This window comes from Streptomyces sp. Tek67B01 (genome assembly GCF_055231995.1).
Genome location: NZ_JBUYUY010000002.1, coordinates 165,488 through 190,792 on the forward strand (window position 1 = coordinate 165,488; position 25,305 = coordinate 190,792).

22 protein-coding genes are annotated in these 25,305 nt (G+C 72.4%); all 22 read left to right on the forward strand.

The features are described 5' to 3' along the window. The first annotated feature begins 2 nt into the window (after positions 1–2). The 22 genes from ACV7NM_RS34240 (at position 3) to ACV7NM_RS34345 (ending at position 25,231) form a co-directional block, all read left to right on the forward strand. Positions 3–2,369 carry an SDR family oxidoreductase gene (locus tag ACV7NM_RS34240; RefSeq protein WP_463414305.1) on the forward strand — a complete coding sequence of 789 codons (2,367 nt, stop codon included), beginning with the start codon at positions 3–5 and terminating at the stop codon, positions 2,367–2,369. 144 nt (positions 2,370–2,513) lie between these two features. Continuing rightward, positions 2,514–4,346, forward strand: coding sequence for an MFS transporter (locus ACV7NM_RS34245; protein WP_463414306.1), 1,833 nt, complete (start codon positions 2,514–2,516; stop codon positions 4,344–4,346). Then, positions 4,343–5,170, forward strand: coding sequence for a 4'-phosphopantetheinyl transferase family protein (locus tag ACV7NM_RS34250; RefSeq protein WP_463414307.1), 828 nt, complete (start codon positions 4,343–4,345; stop codon positions 5,168–5,170). Before ACV7NM_RS34245 ends, ACV7NM_RS34250 begins: the two co-directional genes overlap by 4 nt. Positions 5,171–5,192: 22 nt before the next feature. Beyond that, complete coding sequence (locus ACV7NM_RS34255; protein ID WP_463414308.1) at positions 5,193–6,143, forward strand: ACP S-malonyltransferase; 951 nt, start codon at positions 5,193–5,195, stop codon at positions 6,141–6,143. A gap of 31 nt (positions 6,144–6,174) precedes the next feature. Continuing rightward, complete coding sequence (locus ACV7NM_RS34260) at positions 6,175–6,411, forward strand: acyl-CoA carboxylase subunit epsilon (protein WP_463414309.1); 237 nt, start codon at positions 6,175–6,177, stop codon at positions 6,409–6,411. A 48-nt stretch (positions 6,412–6,459) separates the two neighbouring features. Beyond that, entirely contained in the window at positions 6,460–6,957 is a 498-nt protein-coding gene (locus ACV7NM_RS34265) for a nuclear transport factor 2 family protein (protein WP_463414310.1), read from the forward strand. Continuing rightward, on the forward strand, positions 6,954–7,157 hold the full coding sequence (locus ACV7NM_RS34270) for a hypothetical protein (RefSeq protein WP_463414311.1): 204 nt from the start codon (positions 6,954–6,956) through the stop codon (positions 7,155–7,157). The genes ACV7NM_RS34265 and ACV7NM_RS34270 overlap by 4 nt, the downstream gene beginning before the upstream one ends. 259 nt (positions 7,158–7,416) lie before the next feature. After that, positions 7,417–8,112, forward strand: a complete 696-nt coding sequence (locus tag ACV7NM_RS34275) for a phosphoribosylanthranilate isomerase (RefSeq protein ID WP_463414312.1) — start codon at positions 7,417–7,419, stop codon at positions 8,110–8,112. Positions 8,113–8,214: 102 nt separating this feature from the next. After that, a complete protein-coding gene (upp, locus tag ACV7NM_RS34280; protein WP_463414313.1) occupies positions 8,215–8,883 on the forward strand; it encodes a uracil phosphoribosyltransferase in 669 nt (222 codons plus the stop codon). Then, entirely contained in the window at positions 8,880–9,788 is a 909-nt protein-coding gene (locus tag ACV7NM_RS34285) for an EamA family transporter (RefSeq protein WP_463414314.1), read from the forward strand. The genes upp and ACV7NM_RS34285 overlap by 4 nt, the downstream gene beginning before the upstream one ends. A gap of 137 nt (positions 9,789–9,925) precedes the next feature. Next, positions 9,926–10,159, forward strand: coding sequence for a tautomerase family protein (locus ACV7NM_RS34290; protein WP_463414315.1), 234 nt, complete (start codon positions 9,926–9,928; stop codon positions 10,157–10,159). Positions 10,160–10,169: 10 nt separating this feature from the next. Beyond that, a complete protein-coding gene (locus ACV7NM_RS34295) occupies positions 10,170–11,114 on the forward strand; it encodes a pseudouridine-5'-phosphate glycosidase (protein WP_463414316.1) in 945 nt (314 codons plus the stop codon). A 66-nt stretch (positions 11,115–11,180) separates the two neighbouring features. Then, entirely contained in the window at positions 11,181–12,266 is a 1,086-nt protein-coding gene (locus ACV7NM_RS34300; RefSeq protein WP_463414317.1) for an alkene reductase, read from the forward strand. A gap of 14 nt (positions 12,267–12,280) precedes the next feature. Next, complete coding sequence (locus tag ACV7NM_RS34305; RefSeq protein WP_463414481.1) at positions 12,281–13,222, forward strand: ribose-phosphate diphosphokinase; 942 nt, start codon at positions 12,281–12,283, stop codon at positions 13,220–13,222. A gap of 288 nt (positions 13,223–13,510) precedes the next feature. Beyond that, positions 13,511–17,359: an amino acid adenylation domain-containing protein gene (locus ACV7NM_RS34310; RefSeq protein ID WP_463414318.1), complete on the forward strand. Its 3,849-nt coding sequence runs from the start codon at positions 13,511–13,513 to the stop codon at positions 17,357–17,359. A gap of 114 nt (positions 17,360–17,473) precedes the next feature. Beyond that, a complete protein-coding gene (locus ACV7NM_RS34315) occupies positions 17,474–18,307 on the forward strand; it encodes an AfsR/SARP family transcriptional regulator (protein ID WP_463414319.1) in 834 nt (277 codons plus the stop codon). Further along, complete coding sequence (locus ACV7NM_RS34320) at positions 18,307–19,077, forward strand: SDR family NAD(P)-dependent oxidoreductase (protein WP_463414320.1); 771 nt, start codon at positions 18,307–18,309, stop codon at positions 19,075–19,077. The genes ACV7NM_RS34315 and ACV7NM_RS34320 overlap by 1 nt, the downstream gene beginning before the upstream one ends. A 107-nt stretch (positions 19,078–19,184) precedes the next feature. Then, positions 19,185–20,411, forward strand: coding sequence for a methionine adenosyltransferase (metK, locus tag ACV7NM_RS34325; protein WP_463414321.1), 1,227 nt, complete (start codon positions 19,185–19,187; stop codon positions 20,409–20,411). Between the two features lie 51 nt (positions 20,412–20,462). Then, positions 20,463–21,446, forward strand: coding sequence for a carbohydrate kinase family protein (locus ACV7NM_RS34330; RefSeq protein ID WP_463414322.1), 984 nt, complete (start codon positions 20,463–20,465; stop codon positions 21,444–21,446). 58 nt (positions 21,447–21,504) lie between these two features. Beyond that, a complete protein-coding gene (metF, locus tag ACV7NM_RS34335; RefSeq protein WP_463414323.1) occupies positions 21,505–22,482 on the forward strand; it encodes a methylenetetrahydrofolate reductase [NAD(P)H] in 978 nt (325 codons plus the stop codon). Between the two features lie 212 nt (positions 22,483–22,694). Continuing rightward, positions 22,695–23,966, forward strand: coding sequence for a beta-ketoacyl-[acyl-carrier-protein] synthase family protein (locus ACV7NM_RS34340; RefSeq protein ID WP_463414324.1), 1,272 nt, complete (start codon positions 22,695–22,697; stop codon positions 23,964–23,966). Next, entirely contained in the window at positions 23,963–25,231 is a 1,269-nt protein-coding gene (locus ACV7NM_RS34345) for a ketosynthase chain-length factor (protein ID WP_463414325.1), read from the forward strand. Before ACV7NM_RS34340 ends, ACV7NM_RS34345 begins: the two co-directional genes overlap by 4 nt. The last annotated feature ends 74 nt before the right edge of the window (positions 25,232–25,305 follow it).

Genomic DNA, 25,305 nt, shown 5'->3' on the forward strand with positions numbered 1-25,305 from the left:
TCATGGCTGGGGACTACACCGACACCCAGGTGATCGTGGTGGGCGCGGGACCGGTGGGACTGCTGCTCGCCGGGGAGCTGCGGCTGGCCGGCGCGGACGTGGTGGTCCTCGAAAAGCTCACCGCGCCGACGACCGAATCGCGGGCCTCCACGCTGCACGCCCGCACCATGGAGATCCTCGACACCCGAGGCCTGCTCGACCGCCTGGAAGACATCCCGCACGATCCGGCCGGCCACTTCGGGGGCATCCCCCTCGACCTCCGCCTCCCCACGCCCTACCCGGGCCAGTGGAAGGTCCCGCAGACCCGCCTGGAAGAAGTGCTCGGGGCATGGGCGGCCGACCTCGGCGCCGACATCTGGCGCGGGCACGAACTGACCGGGCTGACCGTCACCGAGGACGGCGTCGTCGCCGACGTACGCACCGACGACGGCACGCGGCTCACCATCCGCGGCGAGTACGCCGTCGGCTGCGACGGCGAGAACAGCGCCGTACGCCGACTGGGCGGCTTCGCGTTCCCCGGCACCGACGCCGAACGCGAACTGCTGCGCGCCGACGTCGCGGGCATCGACATCCCGGCCCGCCGCTTCGAACGCCTCGAACACGGCCTCGCCATCGCCGCCCGACGCCCCGACGGCGTCACCCGCGTCATGGTGCACGAGTTCGGGACCGCTCCGCGCGCCGGACAGCCCTCCTTCGAGGAGGTCGCCGACACCTGGAAGCGCATCACCGGCGAGGACATCGGCTCCGGCACCCCACGGTGGGTCAACTCCTTCGGTGACGCCTCCCGGCAGGCCGAGCAGTACCGCCGCGGCCGGGTCCTGCTCGCCGGGGACGCCGCGCACCAGCAGATGCCCATCGGCGGTCAGGCCCTCAACCTCGGTCTCCAGGACGCCTTCAACCTGGGCTGGAAGCTGTCCGCGCTGCTCGCCGGACACGGCTCCGAGGCGCTGCTCGACAGCTACCACGAGGAACGGCACGCCGTCGGACAGGCCGTCCAGAGCAACGTCAGGACCCAGGCACTGTTGCTGCTCGGCGGCCCCGAGGTCGACGCCGTGCGGGAGGTCTTCGCGGAACTCACCGGACACGAGGACGTACGCACCCACCTCGCCGGAGCCGTCTGCGGCCTCGACGTCCGATACCAGTCCGGCCCCGGCGACGGTCCCGCGCTGGGCCTGCGCGCCCCGCGGCGCGGCGCGGTCACCGGCGACGGCACGACCACCACCTTCGAGCTGCTGCGCTCGGGCCGGGGGCTGCTGCTCCTGCCGGCGGGCGACGAGGGCCGCCGGGAGGAGCTGCGCGCCGTGGCGAAGCCCTGGACGGACCGGGTGCGCCTCGCCACCGCCGCGCAGGCCGACGACGCGGGCGACACGTGCGACGCGGGCGACGCGGGCGGCGCCCTGCTGATCCGGCCGGACGGGTACGTCGTCTGGTCGGGCGGCGCCGGGGAGCCGGGCGTCACGGACGCCCTGGAACGCTGGTTCGGGCCCGCGTCGCCCCGTACCGCCCGCCCGGCCGCGCCGACCGCCGCGTCACCGGCGGCCACCACGTCGCCGGACGCGCCGCGGACGACCCGGACCGCGCCGCCGGCGGGCAAGCGGAGCGGCGGCACGGAGCGGCTCACCGGCCGTACCGCGCTGGTCACCGGCTCCAGCCGGGGCATGGGCCGCGCGGTCGCCGGGCGGCTCGCGCAGGAGGGCGCACTCGTCGCCGTCCACTACGCCTCGGACGAGGCGGCCGCCCACGAGGTCGTCGCCTCCGTCGAGCGGGACGGCGGACGCGCCTTCGCGATCCGCGCCGAACTCGGCGTCGACGGGGACGTCGAGGGCCTCTTCGCCGACCTGGAGGAGGGGCTGCTGGAACGGACGGGCAGCACCGACCTGCACATCCTGGTGAACAACGCGGGCGTGATGGGCGGCACCGGCATCGCCGAGATCACCCCCGAGCACTTCGACCGGATCTTCGCCGTCAACGCCAAGGCCCCGTTCTTCCTGATCCGGCGGGCGCTGCGGAACATGCCCGACGGCGGCCGGATCGTCAACATCTCCTCCGGCCTGACCCGGTTCGCGAACCCGGACGAGATCGCGTACGCGATGAGCAAGGGCGCGCTCGAACAGCTCGCCCTGCACTTCGCGAAGTCCCTGGGCCCGCGGAACATCACCATCAACTCCGTGGCCCCCGGCATCACCCGCAACGGAAACCCGGTGTTCGACATCCCCGAGGCCGTCGAACAGATGGCGGCGCTATCCGCCTTCAACCGGGTCGGAGAGCCGGAGGACATCGCCGATGTGGTGGCTTTCCTCGCGACCGACGAGGCCCGCTGGATCACCGGGTCGTTCGTCGACGCCACCGGCGGAACGCTGCTCGGCTGACCGCCGCCGCCGCGTGCCGCCCCCCAGAGCCGCCGGCGTGAAACACCCACGCCACGCCACGCCGGCGACGGGCGGCCCGGCCGGGGAACCCTCCCCGGCCGGACCGCCCTTCACGTCCCCCGCTCCTCACGTCGAAACGAGAGCATGCAGTCCTCGACCACTTCCCCGGCCGGCACCGGGCACGGCGCGGCCCGCGGCGACGGGGCCCACTGGGCCCTGGTCGCCGTACTCTCCGCGAACATGCTCGTCGACGCCCTGGAGGTGTCGGCGACCCTCGTGGCGCTGCCGGACATCGGCGACGGGCTCGGGCTGTCCGTGCCCGCGCTCCAGTGGACGGTCAGCGCCTTCGCCGCCGGGTTCGGCGCGCTCGTGCTGCCCGGCGCCCGGCTCGTCGAACGCCTGGGCCGCCGCCGGGTCTACCTCGGCGCCCTCCTGCTCTTCGCCGCGGCCTCGCTGGCCGGCGCCCTCGCCGACGGCGCGGCCGTGCTCATCGCCACCCGGATCGTCAAGGGCGGCTGCGTCGCGCTGACCGCGCCCACCGGACTCGCCATCCTCGTCTCCGCCGTCCCCGAGGGCCCCGCCCGACGCCGGGCGGTTTCGCTGTACTCCTTCTTCGGCGCCGCGGGGTTCTGCGCGGGCCTGCTGCTGTCGGGCCTGCTCACCGGCATCGACTGGCGCTGGACCCTCGTCTTCCCGGCCCCCGTCGCACTGCTGCTGCTCGCCACGGGCCTACGGGTGATCCCGCGCGACGGGACCGTCCCGCGGCCGGCGGCGGGGACCGGCCGCCCGGCGCTGTCGGCCGGCCTCGCCCTGGCGGGCGCGGTGGCGCTGACGCTGTACGGGCTCTCCTGCGCCGTGGGCGCCGGCCGGGAACCCGCCCGCGCGGGCGCCGCCTTCGCCGGGGCGCTGGTGGCGGGGGCCGTCTTCGTCGCGGCCGAACGTGCCTCCCCGCGCCCCCTGTTCGACGCCGGACTGCTGCGGCACGCACCCCTGGTGCGCTCCGCGATCGGGGCGGCCGCGCTCAACGGCTCGTACGTGGCCTTCCTGCTCGTGGCCGCATCGGACCTGCACCGGGCCGGCTCGACCCCCTGGCGGACGGCGCTCGCCTTCCTGCCGGCCGGCGCCCCGCTCGCGCTGAGCGCCCTGCACTCCGCGCGGATCGCACACCGGCTCGGGCCCGCCCGGGCGGTCGCCGCCGGCGCCGTGGCCGCGCCGATCGGCTACGCGCTCTACCCGCGGGCCGCCCACCCCGGGCCGGGCTTCGCCGACCTGCTGCCCGCGACGGGCTGCGTCGGCGCCGCCTTCGTCCTCGCCTTCACCGCGCTGCACCTCCAGGCGACCGGCGGCCTGCCGCCCGAACGCCGGCAGTCGGCCGGCGGGCTCTACCAGACCTGCGTCCAACTGGGCGCGGCCCTGACGGTCGTCCCCGTGGCCGCGCTGTACCCGGTGGACCGGGACGCGGCGCTCGGGCTGGTCACGGCCGTCGGCCTGACCGGCGCGGGCGTCGCCCTCACCGCCCTGACCCGCCGCGAACGACTTCCCTTCCTTCCCGCCCCCGGGCGTACGGGGACACCCGTACGCCGTGACCCGGAAAGCATCATGACCACACTTCACATGTCGCACACGTACGAGACGGATACCGGGCTGATCCACATCAGCCCGCCGGACGTCACCCTGCTGCACACCGTCGGCAGGCGCGAGCGCACCCGGATGCTGGAGCAGTACGTCCGGGAGGAGCTCGGTCGCATCCTCGGCATCGAACCGCACCGCGTGGACACGACGGGCCGCCCGATGGGCTGCCTGGGCATCGGCTCGATCTCCGGCATCGAACTGCAGTACCGGATGGAGGCGGTGCTGGGCGTCGACCTGAACCTCCAGCGGCTGCTGACGGCGAACAGCGCGCAGGAGCTCATCGACTGCCTCGTCGGACAGTTCGGTCCGGAGTCGCACCTGCACGGGGCACCGGTGCCGGCATGACGACGACCACCCTGCGGGCGACCGCCCGCCCGGTCGTGAACCACCTCGACCTGCCCGACGCCGACTTCACCCTCTCCCCGGACCGGGTGGACCTGTGGCTGGTGCGCCGCCCCACCGGGGCCGACGCCGAAGCGCTGGCCCTCGCGGAGCTGGACGCGGAGGAACGAAAGCGCACCGACGCCTTCATCAGGCGCTCCGACGGCCTGCTGTACGCCGCCGCCCACGTGGCGGTGCGCCGGCTGCTCGGCCGCTACACGCAGACGATGCCGCAGGACGTGCGCTTCATGCGCGAGCCCTGCCCCGGCTGCGGCGAACCGCACGGCCGCCCCGCGATGTCCCCGCCGCCGCCACCGCTGCACTACTCCCTCTCGCACAGCGGGGGAGTCGCACTGGTGGGTGTGGGCACGGTGCCGCTCGGCGTCGACGTGGAGAAGCTGCCCGGTGTGGAGACCGTCGACATCTGCTCGAAGGCGCTGCACCCGGACGAGCAACAGGAGATCGCGCGGGCCGAGGCCGGTGAGGCGCGTCGACAGCTCTTCGGGCAGATCTGGACCAGAAAAGAAGCGTTTCTCAAGGGACTCGGGACAGGGTTGAGCCGCTCCCCCGCCGAGGACTACCTCGGCATCGACCACGACCGGCACCCCGACGACTGGACCATGGTCGGCATTCCCGCCGACACCTCCCACGCCGCCGCCGTGGCGGTGGTCGGGACCGCTCCCGCGGTGGTCGACGTCCGCTGGGTTCCCGACAGCTGGCTGGCCGCCGGAGGCGCCGCGTGCGGTGCGTCCGCCCCCTGGCCGGACCGTACGCCCCTCGCCGGTTGACCGCAGATAAGGACGTGACCGGATGACCCGTACCGCCTTCGTCTTCCCGGGCCAGGGCTCCGAGAGCGCCGGCATGGGCAGAGAGCTGCTCGCCCGGCGCCCGGAGCTCGCCGACACCTACTTCCGGGCGGCCGACGACCTGCTCGGGATCCCCCTGGCCCGGCTTTGCCGGGACGGCTCCGACCGGGACCTGGAGGACCCCCTGGTGGCGCAGCCGGCCCTGTTCCTGACCAGCCTGGCGGCCCTGGAAGTGCTGCGCGGCGAGGGCCTGGAGCCGTGCGCGGTCGCCGGGCACAGCCTCGGCGAGTACATGGCCCTGGTCGCCGCGGGAGTCCTGGAGTGGACCGACGCGCTGTGGCTGGTCCGGCTGCGCAGCGAACTCGTCGCCACCGTCGGCGACCGGGTCGGCAGCGCCACCGCGGCCGTCATCGGGCTGAGCCGACGGGACCTGGTGCGGCTGTGCGCCGAGTCGCGTGCGGCGACGGACCGGGTCGTCGAGGTGGCCGGGGACAACGAACCCCGCCAGACGGTGGTGTCCGGGGAGGTCGAGGCGGTGTCCCACCTCACCGAGGCCGCCCGCGCGGCCGGGGCGCGGGTGCGGCCGCTGCGGTCCGACGGGCCCTTCCACTCCAGCCTGTTGCACGAGGCGGAGGCGGAGTTCACCGAGACCCTGATCGCCACCACCTTCCGTGACCCGGTGCTGCCGCTGGTCTCCAGCGTCACCGGGGGGCGGATAGGGACGGCCGCCGACGCGGTCGTCGCGCTGCGCGGCCAACTGACCAGCCCGGTGCGCTGGACACAAGCCGTCGCGACGCTCGCCGCCTCCGGCGCCGATCGGTTCGTGGAGGTGGGGCCCGGGCGGGTGCTCGGCGGCCTGGTCCGGCGCATCCTGCCGGGCGCTCGGGTCCACACGACGCAGGGCGCCTTCGGGCTGCTCCCGGCTGTGGCAGCGGCCGGCGACACCGCGGTCTGACCGGCGGCCGTCACGAGAGGAGGAGCACCCTGTGAGCAGGGAAGATCCAGGCCGGTTGATCCACGTGGTGCGGGGCCTGCCCGACGCCGACGAACTCGCCGCCCTGACCGCCGTCGTACTCGCCCGGGCCGCGGCCTACGAGGGCCACTACGGCGGAACGGCGGGCGCCGGGCCGGCCCCCGCGAGTTGGCACCGCCCCGAACGCCACCGCGCCTTCGGCGGCGCGCACACCTGGCGGGAGAACCCGCCCACGCCACGGCCCGCCTGATCCACGGGCCGCCCGATCCACACCCGACGTCTCGAACCAGGAGCGGCCATGCCATCGATCCACGACGAGATCGCGGATCTCTCCTCACAGGTACGGGTCCTGCGCGACCGAGCCGAGCTGCGGGACCTCTTCGACCGCTACGTCAGCGCCCTCGACACCGGCGGCCCGGCCGGGCACGACGTGGTGCCGTTCGACGAGTTGTTCACCGAGGACGCCACCTTCGCCTTTCCCATCGGCACCTGCACGGGCGTCGAGGGCTTCGCCGTGCTGCGCCGGGAGGCCGGGGCGCGCTGGTCGCGCACCCACCACATCAGCGCCAACCACGACGTCCGCCTCGACGGCGACCGGGCCACGCTGCGGGTCCAGCAGCTCACCCGGCACCTCCACGGGCCCGGGGACGGGCCCTCGGCCCCCTTCGAGGTGGGCGGGTACTGCCAGGCCCGCGCCGTGCGCACGGAGGCCGGTTGGCGGCTGGACCACATCGCCTTCCACGTCGTGTGGGACGCGGGGGACCGCCTCGCCGAGCTGACCGGAGTGAAGTGGTGAGCACCGGGATCACCGGCCATCTCGCCCCCGCACGCGGCGGGCCGCTGCGGGAACCCGTACGCGACGCGCGGCAGTGGGCCGCCCTCCGGTTCCCCGAGCTGGTGTACCCCGCGCCGTGCCATCCCGGACCGCCCCTGTCCACTTTGCTGCGCCGCCGGGCCGCCTGGGGGATCGTCCTCCTGCGCCGGCGCGGCCGCTGATCGCCTTCGCGGTTCACTTTGGCCCAACGGCCTTGAGAACGGGGGCAGTCGGCCGATACCTGACGGTCTCTGACACAGACCTGGCGAAGGTTGACACGGATCTGACATAGAGCCCGTTGACCCATGGATGGGGACCAACGAGGCTTTTGGAGAGCATCCCGCGACGCGTAACGAAAGCCGTCATACCGGGGCACGTCCTCTCGTACCAATGCCCGCCCATGTTCCGTTCAATCGGCTTCACCTCAAGAAGGAATCACACATGAGTGACGTGAAGGATCTGGTGCAGGTCGCCGGGATCATCGACGCCGATGAGGCCGCTCTGCTGGCCGAGGAAGGCGTCGACTGGTTCGGCTTCCCGCTCCGCCTCCCGTCGGGCAAGGACGACATCTCCGAGGTGGCGGCGACGGAGATCATCGGCGGCCTGACGACCCCCCAGGAGGGCGTCCTCATCAGCTACATGACGGACGCCGACGAGATCAGCGCCTTCACCACGCAGCTCGGTGTCAAGGCCGTCCAACTCCACGGTGACGTGGAACCGGAGCAGCTGCGCAAGCTCAAGGCCAACCGCCCCGACCTGTACGTGCTCAAGAGCCTGGTCGTGAAGGAGGACAACGCCGAGGAGCTGCTCCAGCTCGTCGACGACGTCGCCGACGCGGTGGACATGTTCATCACCGACACCTTCAACCCGGCCACCGGCGCCAAGGGCGCCACCGGCCTCACCCACGACTGGAACGTCAGCGCCGAGCTCGTGCGCCGTTCCCCCAAGCCCCTGATGATGGCCGGCGGCCTGAACGCGGAGAACGTCGCCGACGCGATCCGCTTCGTCAAGCCCGCCGCCGTCGACGCCCACACGGGCCTCGAAGGCGCCGACGGCCGCAAGGACCGCGCCAAGGTCGCCAAGTTCGTGGCCGAGTCGCGCAAGGCGTTCGCCGAGATCGCCGGCGAGAGCGCCTGACACCGAGGCACACCCCGACCCCGAGTCGCGGCCGCCCGGGGCAACCCCCCGCCGGGCCCCGGCCGCAGCCCGTCTGCACCGACCGACGATAAGCAGGTTCTCATGGCGACCGGCCCCCACAACCTCCACCCGCTGCCGCAGACCAACCAGCTGCGGGCGATGCACACGATCATCCGAGACCGCGACGCCTCGCGCGCGGACTTCGTCTTCTACTCCCGCCGCATCATCCGCCTCCTGCTCGAAGCCGCGTTGGACCTGCTGCCGTTCGACAAGCAGGAAGTGATCACGCCGGTCGGCGAGACCTTCGACGGGTTGAAGTTCACGCCGAACCTGTGCGCCGTGCCCGTGATCCGGGCCGGCGACTCGATGGTGGACGAGCTGCGCGCCCTGGTACCCGACATCCGCGTCGGCAAGATACTCATCCAGCGGGACAAGACCACCAAGCTCCCGCACCACCTCTACCAGAACCTGCCCGACGACATCGCGGGACGACAGGTGCTGCTCCTGGAGCCGATGCTCGCCACCGGCGGCAGCGCCAACGCCGCCCTCGAGCTGCTGCTCGAAGCGGGCGTGCGCGAGGAGAACATCGTGTTCGTGAATTTCCTCGCCGCGCCCGAGGGCATCGAGGCGGTCCACGCCAAGCACCCCGCCGTCAAGATCGTCACCTCGTCGGTCGAAGAACGGCTCAACGAGAACGCGTTCATGATCCCGGGCGTCGGCGACTTCGGCGACCGCTTCTTCGGCACGACCGACTCGGCCGTGGTCCGATGAGGAGCCGCGCGCTGAGCGACTCGGCGCTGACCGCGCTCGCACCCGCCATCTGGGGTTCGACGTACCTGGTCACCACCGAGCTGCTCCCGGAGGGCCGGCCGCTGCTGGCTTCCCTGCTGCGGGCGCTGCCCGCCGGCCTGATCCTCGTACTCATCGGCCGGACGCTGCCGCGCGGCATGTGGTGGTGGCGTGCGCTGGTCCTCGGCGTCCTGAACATCGGCGCCTTCTTCTACCTGCTGTTCGTCGCGGCGTACCACCTGCCGGGCGGCGTCGCGGCGTTGGTGATGTCCATCCAGCCGATGATCGTGCTGCTCCTGGGCGCCCTGCTGCTCAAGGAGAAGATCAAGCAGATCCACCTGGTCGCCTGCGCGCTCGGCGCCGCCGGGGTGGCCCTGCTGGTCCTCCAACCGAACGCCGGCCTCAATTCCACCGGTGTCATCGCCGGTCTGCTGGGCGCGCTCAGCATGGCCTCCGGCATCGTCTTGACCAAGCGCTGGGGCCGCCCCGAAGGCGTGGGCCTGCTGACCTTCACGGGCTGGCAGCTCACCGTCGGCGGCCTCGTGCTCCTGCCGGTCGCGCTGATCGGCGAGGGCCTGCCCGACACGATCACCGGCAAGAACCTCGCGGGCTTCGCCTACCTCGGCATCATCGGGGCGCTGTTCGCCTACGCGATCTGGTTCCGCGGCATGGAGCGGCTGCCCGCGCTCGCCGTCTCCTTCCTGAGCTTCGCCTCGCCGCTCGCGGCCACCCTGCTGGGGTACTTCGTACTCGACCAGGCCCTGTCGCCGCTCCAGCTCGTCGGCGCCCTCACCGTGGTCGCCGCCGTCGTCCTGGCCCAGCCGCGCCCCGGCCGGGCCAGGAGGCAAGCGGCCAGAGCGAGCGCGCGGGAGCCCGTCGACGCCTGACCCGACGGAGCTCCTCCCCGACTTCCCGCCCCACCGAACCCCCCCGGTGGGGGCCGGGAGTGGCGGTGGCACACCGAGGTCTCCCCCGTCCTCGGTGTGCCACCCGTCCGCCACCGCTCTGGAGAGGACCCGAGTCCGTGCCCCACATCCACGTCCGGCACTACCCGAGAGACTTCACGGCCGAACAACTCCGGGCGATCGACGAGGCGGTGACCGCCGCGGTGACGCGGACCTTCGCCACCGGCGAGGACACCGTCTCGATCTCGCTGGAGCCGGTCGAACCCGAGGACTGGGAAGCCCACGTCCTCACCGAGATAGCGGCCCGCCGGGACCTGCTGGTCAAGCCGCCCGGCTACTGGAACGAGAAGTGAGAGACCTTCGATGAGCGCAAGCAGCGGCATCCCCGTCGTCTACACCGAGGAAGTCCGTGAAGCCCTCCACGAGGGCGCGGCCGTCGTCGCCCTGGAGAGCAACGTCATCACGCACGGTCTGCCCTACCCGGACAACGCGGCCACCGCCCGCAAGGTGGAGGACGCGGTGCGGGCCGGCGGCGCCGTACCCGCGACGATCTGCATCGAGGCGGGCGAGATCCGCGTGGGCATGTCCGACTCGGACATCGAGCGCTTCGCCTCCCTGCCCGACATCCCCAAGGTCTCCAGCCGGGACATGCCCCTCGTCCTCGCCAAGGGCGGTCCCGGCGCCACCACCGTGGCGTCCTCCGTCGTGGCGGCCGAACTCGCGGGCATCGCGTTCTTCTCCTCCGCCGGCATCGGCGGCGTCCACCGCGGCGCGCAGGAGACCTGGGACGTCTCCTCCGACCTCATCCAGTTCACCCGCTCCAAGGTCGCGGTCGTCTGCGCCGGGGCGAAGATGATCCTCGACCTCGGGCTGACGCTGGAGTACCTGGAGACGCAGTGCGTCCCGGTCGTCGCCTACCGCTCGGACGACTTCCCCGCCTTCTACTGCCGCACCAGCGGCCACCGGGCGCCCCACCGGCTGGACGACGAGCGGGTCATCGCCCGCGCCGTCGAGGCCCACTGGGCGCTCGGCAACAACAGCTCCTTCCTGATCACGACCCCGGTCAGGGAGCAGGACGCGATCGACTCCACCGAGGTCGACACGGCCATCCGCGCCGCCGTCGCCCGGGCCACCGCCGACGGGGTCTCCGGCCAGGGGATCACCAAGTACCTGATGCGGGCCGTCGACGCGGCCACCGACGGACGCTCGGCGCGCGCCAACATGGCCGTCCTCGCCTCCTGCGCCGAGGCCGCCGGCCGTCTCGCCGTCGCCCACGCCGAGCACCTCGCCGAACGCGCGGGCCGCTGACACGGCCCACCCCGCTCCGCTGCCGTACGTCCGCACCACGCAAAGACCTCCATGAGGAGACACACGATGTCCGAGAAGCTGTTCGAGCCGGTCACCCTCGGGAAGCTCTCCCTGAGCAACCGCCTGGTCATGGCGCCCATGAGCCGCAACCGTGCCACGCCCGAGGGGCTCGCCACCGAACTGATGGCCACCTACTACGGCCAGCGGGCCGGCGCCGGCCTCATCATCAGCGAGGGCGTCCAGCCCAGCGTCGTGGGCCAGGGGTTCATGAACAGCCCCGGTCTGTACTCGCAGGAGCAGACCGAGTCCTGGAAGCAGGTCACCTCCGCCGTGCACCGCGCCGGCGGCCTGATCGTCGCCCAGCTGATGCACGCCGGCCGCATCGGCCACCCGTCCCTGTACCCGAGCGCCCACCAGTCGGTCGCGCCGTCGGCCGTCACCGCGGCCGGTCAGTGCTTCGGCCCCGAGGGCGCGCTGGATTACCAGGAGCCGCACGCGCTGACGGTCGAGGAGATCGCGCAGACGGTCGAGGACTTCGCGGACGCCGCGCAGAACGCGATCGAGGCAGGCTTCGACGGCGTCGAGGTCCACGCGGGCAACGGCTTCCTGCTCCACCAGTTCCTCGCGGAGAACACCAACCGGCGCACCGACCGGTACGGCGGCTCCATCGAGAACCGCGTCCGCTTCGCCGTCGAGGTGATCGAGGCGGTGTCCGAGCGCATCGGCGCCGACCGCGTAGGCGTGCGCGTCTCGCCCGCCAACCCGTACAACGACATCGCCGAGGGCGACACCGCCGCCCTGTACGAGGCGCTCGTCGCGGCCCTGCCGCCGGTGGCGTTCCTGCACGTCCTGGAGGGCGGCAACCGCAGCCAGACCGAGGCGCTGCGCGCACAGTGGACCGGCACCATCGTCTTGTCCCCGCACCCGGACAACCTGGGCGTCCCGGTCACCGCCGAGACGGCCGAGGAGGCGCTGGAGGCCGGTGTCGCCTGCGCCGTCGCGTTCGGCGCGGCCTTCCTGGCCAACCCGGACCTGCCGGAGCGCGTGCGCGCCGGCGGCCCCTTCAACGCGCTGGACACCACCACCTTCTACGGTGGCGACCACCGCGGCTACACCGACTACCCGACGCTGGCGGAAGCCGGTTCCGCGTGAGCGGCTCCGGACAGATGCTGCTGTTCTCGGGACGTGCGCACCCCGAGCTGGCGGAGGCCGTCGCGGCCGAGCTGGGTACGACCCTGGTCCCGACGAAGGCGATCGACTTCGCCAACGGCGAGATCTACATCCGCTACCACGCCTCCGTGCGCGGCGCGGACTGCTTCGTCATCCAGAGCCACACCGCCCCCATCAACAAGGCGATCATGGAACAGCTCATCATGATCGACGCGTTGAAGCGGGCCTCCGCCCGCAGCATCACGGTGATCCTGCCGTTCTACGGATACGCCCGCCAGGACCGCAAGCACAGTGGCCGCGAGCCCATCTCGGCCCGCCTGGTGGCGGACCTGCTGGGGACCGCGGGCGCGGACCGCATCCTGACGGTCGATCTGCACGCCGACCAGATCCAGGGCTTCTTCGACGGGCCGGTGGACCACCTGTTCGCGATGCCGGTCCTCGCGGACCACATCGGGGCCAAGGCCGACCGCGCGAACCTCACGGTCGTCTCGCCGGACGCAGGCCGCGTCCGGGTGGCGGACGGGTGGTGCGACCGGCTGGGCGCTCCGCTGGCCATCGTCCACAAGCGGCGCGACAAGGACGTGGCCCACCAGGTCACCGCCCACGAGGTGGTCGGTGACGTACGGGGCCGGGACTGCGTCCTCGTCGACGACATGATCGACACCGGCGGCACGATCTGTGCCGCCGCCGACGCCCTCTTCGCACAGGGCGCGCGGGACGTCATCGTGGCGGCCACGCACGGGGTGCTGTCCGGCCCCGCCGCGGACCGCCTGAAGAACTCGCGGGTCAGCGAGTTCGTCTTCACGGACACCCTGCCGGTGCCCGGGGCCCTCGGACTGGACAAGGTCACCGTCCTGTCGATCGCCCCGCTCATCGCGGGCGCCGCCCGTGAAGTGTTCGAGAACGGATCGGTGACCCGGTTGCTCCAGGACCGGTAGGGCACGGGTGGGCGGGCCGAGGGGGCCCGCCCACCCACCGGGACCGTGCGCGGGGGCGCACCGTCCCGCCGGCCCTTCCGGGGGAGTGGCCCTGGTCCCCTGTCCGTCGGTTTCTTCACGCCGGGCCGCCGTCCGGCTCTTCCGGCTCACCCCCGCGGCGCACCCGGCCCGCGGGTGCCGTCCGTAGCGCGTGAGCCGCTGCAGACCGGGTCCGCCGCGTTGTCGCGGCCCGATCGCGCGGGCGTCGGGCACGCCCGCTGTTCCACGAGGGAAACAAGGAAGCGAGAAATGACCTTTCAGGAGACCAGCGTGCTCGAGCCCACCCTTCTGGGGACCAAGGTGTTGCCGGACCTGCTCGCCGAGCGGGTCGCGGAGCACCCGGAGGCGACCGCCGTCGTCTACCGCGACGAGAGCCTCACCTACCGTGAACTGGCGGCCAGAAGCTCGGCCCTGGCCGAGTACCTGAGACATCTCGGTGTCTCGGCGGACGACTGCGTCGGCCTCTTCGTCGAGCCGTCGCTCGACCTGATGATCGGCGCCTGGGGCATCCTGTCCGCCGGTGGCGCCTACCTGCCGCTGTCGCCGGAGTACCCCGAGGACCGCCTCCGGTACATGATCGAGAACAGCCAGGCGAAGATCATCCTGGGGCAGCAGCGCCTGGTGTCCCGGCTGCGCGAACTCGCGCCGAAGGACGTCACCGTCGTCACCCTGCGCGACTCCGACGCGTTCGTGCGGCCCGAGGGCACGTCCGCGCCCGTCGCCGAGGGCGCCCGCCCCGACAGCCTCGCCTACGTCATCTACACCTCGGGCAGCACCGGCAAGCCCAAGGGCGTCATGATCGAGCACCGCAGCGTCGTCAACCAGCTCGGCTGGCTGCGCGAGACGCACGGGATCGACCGGAGCAAGGTCGTCCTGCAGAAGACCCCGATGAGCTTCGACGCCGCCCAGTGGGAGATCCTCTCCCCGGCCAACGGCACCACCGTCGTCATGGGCGCCCCCGGCGTCTACGCCGACCCCGAAGGCCTCATCGAGACCATCCACAAGCACGGCGTCACCACCCTCCAGTGCGTCCCGACGCTGCTCCAGGCGCTCATCGACACCGAGAAGTTCGACGCCTGCTCCTCGCTGAAGCAGATATTCAGCGGCGGCGAGGCGCTCTCGCGCAACCTCGCTCTCCAAGTCCACCGCGAGATACCGGGCCGCACCCTGATCAACCTGTACGGGCCGACGGAGTGCACCATCAACTCCTCCTCGTACATCGTCGACCCCGAGGCCCTGGACGAGGGCCCGCAGTCGATCTCGATCGGCAGCCCGGTCCACCACACCGAGTACCACATCCTCGACAAGGACCTCCGGCCCGTCGGCGTCGGCGAGATCGGCGAGCTCTACATCGGCGGCGTCCAGCTGGCCCGCGGCTACCTGCACCGCCCCGACCTGACCGCCGACCGCTTCCTGGAGATCGCGCTCTCCGAGGACGCCGCGCCCACCCGCCTCTACAAGACGGGCGACCTCGGCCAGTGGAACCCGGACGGCACCGTGCAGTTCGCCGGCCGTGCCGACAACCAGGTCAAGCTGCGCGGCTACCGCGTCGAACTCGACGAGATCTCCCTCGCCATCGAGAACCACGAGTGGGTCCGCAACGCGGCCGTCATCGTCAAGAACGACAGCCGCACCGGCTTCCAGAACCTGATCGCCTGCGTCGAGCTGAGCGAGAAGGAAGCCGCCCTGATGGACCAGGGCAACCACGGCTCCCACCACGCCTCGAAGAAGAGCAAGCTCCAGGTCAAGGCGCAGCTGTCCAACCCGGGCCTGCGCGACGACACCGAGCTCGCCGCCCGCCCGGCCTTCGACCTGGAGGGCTCCGAGCCCACCCCCGAGCAGCGCGCCCGGGTCTTCGCCCGCAAGACGTACCGCTTCTACGAGGGCGGCCCCGTCACCCAGGCCGACCTGCTCGACCTGCTCGGCGCCAAGGTCACCGCGGGCTACTCGCGCAAGGCGGCCGACCTGGCCCCCGCCGAACTGGGCCAGATCCTGCGCTGGTTCGGCCAGTACGTCAGCGAGGAGCGGCTGCTGCCGAAGTACGGCTACGCCTCCCCGGGCGCGCTGTACGCGACGCAGATGTACTTCGAGCTGGAGGGCGTCGGCGGTCTGAAGCCGGGCTACTACTACTACCAGCCGGTCCGCCACCAGCTCGTGCTGATCAGCGAGCGCGAGGCCACCGGCAAGCCGACCGCGCAGATCCACTTCATCGGCAAGAAGAGCGGCATCGAGCCGGTCTACAAGAACAACATCCAGGAGGTCCTGGAGATCGAGACCGGCCACATGGTCGGCCTCTTCGAGCAGGTCCTGCCGGCCTACGGGCTCGACATCCACGACCGCGCCTACGAGCCGGCCGTCCGCGAGCTGCTGGACGTCGCCGACGAGGACTACTACCTGGGCACCTTCGAGCTCGTCCCGCACGCGGGCCCGCGCGAGGACCACGCCGAGGTCTACGTCCAGACGCACGGCAACAAGATCGCCGGCCTGCCCGAGGCCCTGTACCGCTACGCCGACGGCGAGCTGACCCGCTTCTCGGACGACATCGTCCTCAAGAAGCACGTCATCGCGATCAACCAGTCGGTGTACCAGGCCGCGAGCTTCGGCATCAGCGTGTACAGCCGGGCCCCCGAGGAGTGGCTGCGGTACATCGCCCTCGGCAAGAAGCTCCAGCACCTGATGATGAACGGGCTGAACCTGGGCTTCATGTCCTCCGGCTACAGCTCCAAGACCGGCAACCCGCTGCCCGCCTCGCGCCGCATGGACTCCGTCCTGGCCGCGGGCGGCGTCGAGGGCGGCCCGATGTACTTCTTCGTCGGCGGCCGCATCAGCGACGAGCAGGTCGGCCACGAGGGCATGCGCGAGGACAGCGTCCACATGCGCGGTCCGGCCGAGCTCATCCGCGACGACCTCGTCAGCTTCCTGCCGGACTACATGATCCCGAACCGGGTCGTGGTGTTCGAGCGGATGCCGCTGTCCGCCAACGGCAAGATCGACGTCAAGGCACTGGCCTCCTCCGAGCAGGTCAACGCCGAACTCGTCGAGCGGCCCTTCGTCGCACCGCGCACGGAGACCGAGAAGGAGATCGCGGGGGTCTGGGAGAAGGCCCTGCGCCGCGAGAACGCCTCGGTGCAGGACGACTTCTTCGAGTCGGGCGGCAACTCGCTGATCGCCGTCGGCCTCGTCCGCGAGCTCAACTCGCGCCTGGGCGTCTCCCTGCCGCTGCAGAGCGTCCTGGAGTCCCCGACCATCGAGAAGATGGCCCGCCGCCTGGAGCGCGAGGTCGCCCAGGAGTCCTCGCGCCTGGTGCGGCTGCACGCGGAGACCGGCAAGGCCAAGCCGGTGATCTGCTGGCCGGGCCTCGGCGGCTACCCGATGAACCTGCGCTCCCTGGCCGGCGAGATCGGCCTCGGCCGCTCGTTCTACGGCGTCCAGTCGCACGGCATCAACGAGGGCGAGACGCCGTACGAGACCATCGTCGAGATGGCCAAGGCGGACATCGAGGCCATCAAGGAGCTCCAGCCGACCGGCCCCTACACCCTGTGGGGCTACTCCTTCGGCGCCCGCGTGGCCTTCGAGACCGCCTACCAGCTGGAGCAGGCCGGCGAGAAGGTGGACAACCTGTTCCTGATCGCGCCGGGCTCCCCGAAGGTGCGCGCCGAGAACGGCAAGGTGTGGGGCCGTGAGGCGTCCTTCGCCAACCGCGGCTACACCACGATCCTCTTCTCCGTCTTCACCGGCACCATCTCCGGTCCGGACCTGGAGAAGTGCCTGGAGACCGTGACGGACGAGGCGTCCTTCGCCGAGTTCATCAGCGAGCTCAAGGGCATCGACATCGAACTCGCCCGACGGATCATCTCGGTCGTGGGCCAGACCTACGAATTCGAGTACTCCTTCCACGAGCTGGCCGAGCGCACCCTCCAGGCGCCGATCAGCATCTTCAAGGCCGTGGGCGACGACTACTCGTTCCTCGAGAACAGCAGCGGTTACTCGGCCGAGCCGCCGACGGTCATCGACCTCGACGCCGACCACTACAGCCTGCTGCGCGAGGACATCGGCGAGCTGGTCAAGCACATCCGCTACCTGCTCGGCGAGGAGTGACAGCGCGGATCACACGGTGACGGCCGCCCCGCCGGAGCGATCCGGCGGGGCGGCCGCATCCGTCGACGGCCGTCCGGCCGCCGCCGCAGTCCTGCTGACGAGGAGCCACCTCCCATGCGTTTCCGTCTCATCGGCCCGTTCGAGATCGTCTCCGACGACGGACGGGTCTACCGGCCCGGAACCCCGAAGGTCTGCCAGACCCTGGCACTGCTGCTCACCCGGCCGCATGAGATCGTCACGGCGGAGGCGCTCATCCACGAACTGTGGGGCGACAGACCGCCGCGCAGCGCCGTCACCACCCTCCAGACGTACGTCTACCACGCCCGCAGGATGCTGGTGCGCGAGAACCTGGTGCCGCCCGGGCGCTCCCTGATCGTCACGAGCCCGCCCGGCTACCGCATCCTCGCCGACGACGGCGAGATCGACATCCGCGTCTTCGAGGGGCTCGTCGCCGGGGCCCGTACCGCCCTCGCGGACGGCGACCCGGCCGCGGCGCTGCGCGGCGTCCGGGAGGCACTCGACCTGTGGCGCGGCCCCGCGCTGTCGAACCACCCCGTCGGCGACGTGCTCGCCGGCCACCTCGTCCACCTGGAGGAGCTGCGCGTACGGGCCTTCGAGATCCGCATCGAGGCGCAGGAACAACTGGGCCTCACCCGTGAGTCCATCCCCGAGCTGCGCAAGCTCATCAACGACTACCCGCTCAACGAGTGGTTCCACAGCCGGCTCATCACGGCCCTGGTCGCCGCGGGCCGGCGCGCGGAAGGCGTGCGGGCCTACCAGCACGTGGCCCGGGTGCTCGCCGACGAACTGGGCACGGAACCCTCGCCGGAGCTCAGGCAGCTCGAAGCCCGGCTGCTCAGCCCTGCCCCCCGGCGGGTCCCGGGGCCGTCCGCCGCCCTGGCCCCCGGGGCCGGCGGCAAGCGCTTCACGGTGCGGTCCGGTACCTGATGGGGGCACTGGAGGGCAAGGTCGCCGTGGTGACCGGTGGGACCCGGGGCCTCGGACTCAAGATCACCGAAGCGTTCGTCGCGGAGGGCGCGAGGGTCGTGGTCGGTGCGCGTGGCGAGGCCGGGGCGGGTGCGGCCGGTCGTGGTGAGCCCGCAGGTGGCGAGGCGTTGGCGCACCTGGGCGACCGTGCCGTCTTCCGGCAGACCGATGTGCGCGACCCCCGATCCGTGCGCGCGCTGATGCGGACGGCGGCGGACCGGTTCGGCGGCGTCGACATCCTGATGGCCAACGCCGGTCTGAGCCGGCCGGGACCCGCCGCGGGGCTGGCCGGCGCCGACTGGGCGGAGGTCGTCGACACGAACGTGAACGGCCTCTTCCACTGCGTGCAGGCGGCCGTGCCGTACCTGGAGCGGAGCGGGACCGGCCGCATCGTCACCATGTCCTCGGCCCTGGGGAGCCGGGCCACCCCCGGCGCGTCCGCGTACTGCGCGACGAAGGCGGCGGTGGAGATGTTCAGCAAGGTGATCGCACTTGAGCTCGCCCCGAAGGGCATCGCCGTCAACTGCCTGGCGCCCGGTTTCATCGACGAGGGCATGGGACGGCTGCTCAAGCGGAACGAGGCGGTGTGGAGCACGTACGCGCCGAAGGTCGCGCTGGGCCGCATGGGCACCGGCGGGGAGATCGCCGAGGCGGCCGTCTACCTCGCGGGCGACGGCGCCTCCTACGTCAACGGGCACGTCCTGGAAGTCAACGGAGGTCTCGCCTGGTGAAGGGGGGAGGCACCCGCGCCGGGCAGGGCCGCTTCCGGTTCTCGAGTGGATCTCCATGGAGGTCGGAGACTGTCGCCTCCCGCCCATCCCACAGAAGGAATCCGCCCGTGTCCCGTCGCCTGTTCACCTCGGAGTCCGTGACCGAGGGCCACCCCGACAAGATCGCCGACCAGATCAGCGACACCATCCTCGACGCGCTGCTCCGTGAGGACCCGACCTCGCGTGTGGCCGTGGAGACCCTCATCACCACCGGTCTCGTGCACATCGCGGGCGAGGTGACGACCAAGGCGTACGCGCCGATCGCGCAGCTCGTCCGCGACAAGGTCCTGGAGATCGGCTACGACTCCTCGGACAAGGGCTTCGACGGCGCCTCCTGCGGGGTCTCGGTGTCCATCGGCGCGCAGTCGCCCGACATCGCCCAGGGTGTCGACACCGCCTACGAGCAGCGCGTCGATGGTGCCGCCGCCGGTCAAGAGGGTGACGAACTGGACAAGCAGGGCGCCGGCGACCAGGGCCTGATGTTCGGCTACGCCTGCGACGAGACGCCCGAGCTGATGCCGCTCCCGATCCACATCGCGCACCGGCTCTCGCGGCGCCTGACGGAGGTCCGCAAGGACGGCACCGTCCCCTATCTGCGGCCCGACGGCAAGACGCAGGTCACCATCGAGTACGACGGCGACAAGGCCGTCCGCCTCGACACGGTCGTCGTGTCCTCGCAGCACGCCGCCGACGTGGACCTCGACGAACGGCTGACGCCCGATGTCCGCGAGCACGTGGTCGAGTACGTGCTCGCGCGGCTCGGCGAGGACGGCATCAAGCTCGACACCGACGGCTACCGCCTTCTGGTGAACCCGACCGGTCGTTTCGAGATCGGTGGTCCGATGGGTGACGCGGGCCTGACCGGCCGCAAGATCATCATCGACACGTACGGGGGCATGGCCCGCCACGGTGGCGGGGCGTTCTCCGGCAAGGACCCGTCCAAGGTCGACCGTTCCGCCGCGTACGCGATGCGTTGGGTCGCGAAGAACGTCGTCGCCGCCGGTCTCGCCTCGCGCTGCGAGGTGCAGGTCGCGTACGCGATCGGCAAGGCCGAGCCCGTCGGCCTGTTCGTGGAGACCTTCGGCACCGCCAAGGTCGACACCGCGAAGATCGAGGAGGCCATCGGCCGGGTCTTCGACCTGCGCCCCGCCGCGATCATCCGCGACCTGGACCTGCTGCGGCCCATCTACGCCCAGACCGCCGCCTACGGCCACTTCGGCCGCGAACTCCCCGACTTCACCTGGGAACGCACCGACCGCGTCGACGCCCTGCGCACCGCCGCCGGCCTGCGGTAGACGACGCCGGTCCGCGCCCACTGGCCCCGCCACAGTCCAAGGAGAATCGTTGTGCGTATCGCCGTGGCCGGCTCCATCGCCACCGACCACCTCATGGTCTTCCCCGGCCGCTTCGCCGATCAGCTGATCAGCGAACAGATGGACCGGGTCTCGCTGTCGTTCCTCGCCGATCGCCTCGAAATCCGCCACGGCGGCGTCGGGGCCAACATCACCGTCGGTCTCGGCCGGCTGGGCCTGCGACCCGTGCTCGTCGGCGCCGCGGGCCTCGACTTCACCGAGTACGACGGACGGCTGCGCGAAGCGGGCGTCGACACCACCTCCGTCCGGGTCAGCGACACCCTGCACACGGCGCGCTTCGTGTGCACCACGGACGACGACCAGAACCAGATCGCGACCTTCTACGCGGGCGCCATGGCCGAAGCCGGGGAGATCGACCTCGCCGAGACCCACGAGCGCGCGGGAGGCCTCGACCTCGTCCTCGTCGGCGCCGACGACCCCACCGCGATGCTGCGCCACACCGCCGCGGCGCACGCGCTCGGCATCCCGGTCGCCGCCGACCCGTCCCAGCAACTCGCCCGGCTCGACGCCGAACAGACCCGGCTGCTGGTGGACGGCGCGCACCTGCTGTTCACCAACGAGTACGAGAGCGCGCTGCTGCGCGAACGCACCGGCTGGGACGAGGACCAAGTGCTGGAGCGCGTCGGCACCTGGATCGTGACCCGCGCCGCCGACGGCGTCTCCATCATGACGGCCGGCGCCCCCCGCCAGGACGTCCCCGCCGTCCCCACCGACGCCGCGGTCGACCCGACCGGCGTGGGCGACGCCCTGCGCGCCGGCTTCCTCGCCGCCCTGGCCTGGGGCCTGCCGTACGAGCGGGCCGCCCAACTGGGCTGCGCGCTGGCCACGGTGGTGCTCGAATCGGTCGGCACGCAGGAGTACAAGCTGCTCCCCTCCGACCTGCTGTCCCGGATCGAGCGCGGGTACGGCGCCGTCGCCGCGCGGGAGATCGAGCCCGGTCTGGCGGGGCGCGCGTGAACGGGATGCCGACCGCGGCGCGCGGGCTCGGGATGCCGACCGGGGCGGGGGGCCGGAGATGACCGGACTGCGCGAGATCCTGCGCAGCGGGCAGCCCTCGTACTCCTTCGAGTTCTTCCCGCCCAAGACGGACGCGGGTTCCCGCGTGCTGTGGGACGCGATCCGCCGGATCGAGCCGCTCTCGCCGACCTTCGTCTCCGTGACCTACGGAGCGGGCGGCTCGTCCCGGGACCGGACGGTCGAGGTCACCAAGCGGATCGCCGCGGAGACCACCCTGCGGCCCGTCGCCCACCTCACCGCCGTCGGCCACTCCGTCGCCGAACTGCGCCACATCCTCGGACAGTACGCGGACGTGGGCGTTCTCGACGTCCTCGCCCTGCGCGGTGACCCGCCCGGCGACCCGAACGCGCCCTGGACCGCGCACCCCGAGGGCTTCCGACACGCCCACGAGCTGGTCTCCCTGGTCAGGCGGTCCGGGGAGTTCAGCGTGGGCGTGGCGGCCTTCCCCGAACGGCATCCCCGCTCCCCGGACTGGGACAGTGACGTCCGGCATTTCGTGGCCAAGTGCCGGGCCGGCGCCGACTACGCCGTCACGCAGATGTTCTTCCACGTCGAGGACTACCTGCGGCTGCGCGACCGGGTCACCGCGGCGGGCTGCGACACCCCGATCATCCCGGAGATCATGCCCGCCACCGACGTGCGCCAGATCCGGCGCTTCGCACAACTCAGCGGTGCGGCGTTCCCGCCAGCCCTCGCACAGAGGCTGGAAGCCGCCCGTGACGACCCGGCGGAAGGCCACCGCATCGGCGTGGACCACGCCACCGCCATGGCGCGGCGGCTACTGGAGGAGGGGGCCCCAGGCCTGCACTACATCACGCTCAACCGCTCCACGGCGACGTTTACCGGAACATCCTCGGCTCGTCCGGAGGCCGGCCGGGCGGCTCGCCGAGCACACGGCCCGTCCTCGCCGCCCCGCGCTGAGCGGCGGCGGGCCTCCGTGGTGGTCGCCCGGCGTGCCCCGCGGCGGGTCGCTTGACGGCTCAGCGCCCGGTCAGCGCCCGGTCAGTGCCGGGGTCGCGCCGGGGTCGCGCCGGTCCCGGTCCCGCGGCCGGTCCGCTGACGTGTCCGTGGCCCCGCCTCGCGGGGGCCACGGACACGTCCGGGCGCCCACCACCCGCGCTCGACCTGCCGTCGAGCGGAGCCGGCCAGGCTCGCCACCCATAGGACCAACCCGTGAAGGAAGACCCAATGAGCCGACGCGTCGTCATCACCGGAATCGGCGTGGTCGCGCCCGGGGGAGTGGGCACCAAGGAGTACTGGTCCCTGCTCACTTCCGGGAAGACCGCCACCCGGCCCATCAGCCTCTTCGACGCCACCGGGTACCGCTCCCGCATCGCCGCCGAGGTCGACTTCGACCCCCTCGCCCACGGATTCACCGCCGAAGAGGCCCGGCGCCTGGACCGCGCGGCCCAGTTCGCTCTCGTCGGCGCCGACGAGGCGCTGCGCGACAGCGGGCTCGGTGCGGCGGAGCTCGATCCGGAGCGCACCGGCGTCACCCTCGGCAGCGCGGTCGGCTGCACCATGGGCCTGGACGACCAGTACAACGCGGTGAGCCTGGGCGGCAGCACCTGGCAGGTCGACCACACCCTGGCCGCCCCGCACCTGTTCGACTACTTCGTCCCGAGCTCGATGGCGGCCGAAGTCGCCTGGCGGGTCGGCGCCCAGGGTCCCGTGTCCATGGTCTCCACCGGCTGCACCTCGGGCCTGGACTCCATCGGCCACGCCGTCGAACTGATCCGTGAGGGCAGCGCCGACGTGATGGTCACCGGTGCGACGGAAGCGCCCATCTCCCCGATCAGCGTGGCCTGCTTCGACGCGATCAAAGCCACCTCGCCGCGCAACGACGACCCGGAGACCGCCTCGCGGCCCTTCGACGCCACGCGCAACGGCTTCGTCCTCGGCGAGGGCTCGGCCCTGCTGGTCCTGGAGGAGCTGGAGAGCGCCCGCCGCCGCGGCGCCCACGTCTACGCCGAGATCGCCGGTTTCGCCGGCCGGTGCAACGCGTACCACATGACCGGATTGCGCTCCGACGGCGCGGAGATGGCCGCCGCCATCGACAGCGCCCTGGACGAGGCGCGACTCGACGCCACCGCCGTCGACTACGTCAACGCCCACGGCTCCGGCACCAAACAGAACGACCGCCACGAGACCGCCGCCTTCAAGCGCAGCCTCGGGCAGCACGCCCACCGGGTGCCCGTCAGCTCCATCAAGTCGATGATCGGGCACTCGCTCGGCGCGATCGGCTCCCTCGAAGTGGCCGCCTGCGCCCTGGCGATCGAGCACGACACCGTGCCGCCCACCGCCAACCTGCACACCCCCGACCCCACCTGCGACCTGGACTACACCCCGCTCGTCGCGCGCGAGCAGCGCACCGACACCGTGCTCACCGTCGGCAGCGGCTTCGGCGGCTTCCAGAGCGCCATGGTCCTGACCCGCCCGCGCCTGGGAGATGCCGCATGACCACCGCCCCTGCCCCCACCACCGCCCCCACCGGTCCCGCCGCGACCGCTTCCACCGCGCCGGTCGTGACCGGCATCGGCGTGGCCGCGCCGAACGGCCTGGGCACCGAGGCGTGGTGGGGGGCGGTCCTGCGCGGCGAGAGCGGCATCCGCCCGGTCGGCCGGTTCGACGCCGGACAGTACCCCGCCCGCCTCGCCGGGGAGGTTCCCGGCTTCGACGCCGCCGACCACATCCCGAGCCGGCTGCTGCCCCAGACCGACCACATGACCCGGCTCGCCCTCACCGCCGCCGACGAGGCCCTCGCCGACGCGGCCGTCGACGTGTCCGCCCTGCCCGACTTCTCCGCCGGGGTCATCACCGCGGCCTCCGCCGGCGGCTACGCGTTCGGCCAGAAGGAACTCCAGGAACTGTGGAGCAAGGGCGGCCAGTACGTCAGCGCCTACCAGTCCTTCGCCTGGTTCTACGCCGTCAACACCGGCCAGATCTCCATCAGGAACGGCCTGCGCGGCCCGAGCGGCGTCCTGGTCACCGAGCAGGCCGGCGGGCTCGACGCGGTCGCCCACGCCCGCCGTCAGCTCCGCAAGGCCGGCGTACGGCTGCTGGTCACCGGTGGGGTGGACTCCTCCCTGTGCCCGTGGGGCTGGGCGGCGCACCTCGCCGGGGGCGAACTGAGCACCGCCACGGACCCGGACCGGGCGTACCTGCCGTTCTCCGCCGACGCGGACGGCCACGTGGCGGGCGAGGGCGGCGCCCTGCTCGTCTTGGAGGACGCGGACCGCGCGCGCGAAAGGGGCGCCCGCGTGTACGGGGCCGTCGCCGGATACGCCTCCACCTTCGACCCGCCGCCCGGCTCGGGCGGCACTTCCCGCCTGGGCGCCGCGGCCCGGCTCGCCCTGCGGGACGCCGGGCTGGGCCCCGCCGACGTCGACGTGGTCTTCGCCGACGCCGCCGGCCGGCGCACCGCCGACCGCGAGGAGGCCGAGGCGCTCGCCGCCCTCTTCGGCGAGTACGGCGTCGCCGTGACCGCGCCGAAGACGATGACGGGCCGGCTCGCCGCGGGCGGCGCCTCGCTGGACCTGGCCGCCGCCCTGCTCTCGCTGCGGGACCAGGTGATCCCGCCGACCGTCAACGCGGGGCCGCCGGCCGCGGACTGCCCCGTGGACCTGGTCACCGAGGTACGCCGGCCCGACCGGCTGCGTACCGCGCTGGTCCTGGCGCGCGGCCGCGGCGGCTTCAACGCGGCCGTGGTGGTCCGCGCCGTCTGACGGCCGACACCCCGTCGGGCAGTGACGACCGTCATGACGGCCCGGCCCGTTGTGACGGACCGGGGCCCCCGAAG

What these genes read in the sequence shown, in the direction of transcription:
- ACV7NM_RS34305 (WP_463414481.1), top strand. Translation starts at nt 12,281, where the DNA reads ATGCTGCTGTTCTCGGGACGTGCGCACCCCGAGCTGGCGGAGGCCGTC.
- ACV7NM_RS34340 (WP_463414324.1), top strand. Translation starts at nt 22,695, where the DNA reads ATGAGCCGACGCGTCGTCATCACCGGAATCGGCGTGGTCGCGCCCGGG.
- ACV7NM_RS34315 (WP_463414319.1), top strand. Translation starts at nt 17,474, where the DNA reads ATGCGTTTCCGTCTCATCGGCCCGTTCGAGATCGTCTCCGACGACGGA.
- ACV7NM_RS34275 (WP_463414312.1), top strand. Translation starts at nt 7,417, where the DNA reads ATGAGTGACGTGAAGGATCTGGTGCAGGTCGCCGGGATCATCGACGCC.
- ACV7NM_RS34265 (WP_463414310.1), top strand. Translation starts at nt 6,460, where the DNA reads ATGCCATCGATCCACGACGAGATCGCGGATCTCTCCTCACAGGTACGG.
- ACV7NM_RS34255 (WP_463414308.1), top strand. Translation starts at nt 5,193, where the DNA reads ATGACCCGTACCGCCTTCGTCTTCCCGGGCCAGGGCTCCGAGAGCGCC.
- ACV7NM_RS34300 (WP_463414317.1), top strand. Translation starts at nt 11,181, where the DNA reads ATGTCCGAGAAGCTGTTCGAGCCGGTCACCCTCGGGAAGCTCTCCCTG.
- ACV7NM_RS34345 (WP_463414325.1), top strand. Translation starts at nt 23,963, where the DNA reads ATGACCACCGCCCCTGCCCCCACCACCGCCCCCACCGGTCCCGCCGCG.
- ACV7NM_RS34285 (WP_463414314.1), top strand. Translation starts at nt 8,880, where the DNA reads ATGAGGAGCCGCGCGCTGAGCGACTCGGCGCTGACCGCGCTCGCACCC.
- ACV7NM_RS34245 (WP_463414306.1), top strand. Translation starts at nt 2,514, where the DNA reads ATGCAGTCCTCGACCACTTCCCCGGCCGGCACCGGGCACGGCGCGGCC.
- ACV7NM_RS34310 (WP_463414318.1), top strand. Translation starts at nt 13,511, where the DNA reads ATGACCTTTCAGGAGACCAGCGTGCTCGAGCCCACCCTTCTGGGGACC.
- ACV7NM_RS34320 (WP_463414320.1), top strand. Translation starts at nt 18,307, where the DNA reads ATGGGGGCACTGGAGGGCAAGGTCGCCGTGGTGACCGGTGGGACCCGG.
- ACV7NM_RS34295 (WP_463414316.1), top strand. Translation starts at nt 10,170, where the DNA reads ATGAGCGCAAGCAGCGGCATCCCCGTCGTCTACACCGAGGAAGTCCGT.
- ACV7NM_RS34240 (WP_463414305.1), top strand. Translation starts at nt 3, where the DNA reads ATGGCTGGGGACTACACCGACACCCAGGTGATCGTGGTGGGCGCGGGA.
- upp (WP_463414313.1), top strand. Translation starts at nt 8,215, where the DNA reads ATGGCGACCGGCCCCCACAACCTCCACCCGCTGCCGCAGACCAACCAG.
- metF (WP_463414323.1), top strand. Translation starts at nt 21,505, where the DNA reads ATGACCGGACTGCGCGAGATCCTGCGCAGCGGGCAGCCCTCGTACTCC.
- ACV7NM_RS34250 (WP_463414307.1), top strand. Translation starts at nt 4,343, where the DNA reads ATGACGACGACCACCCTGCGGGCGACCGCCCGCCCGGTCGTGAACCAC.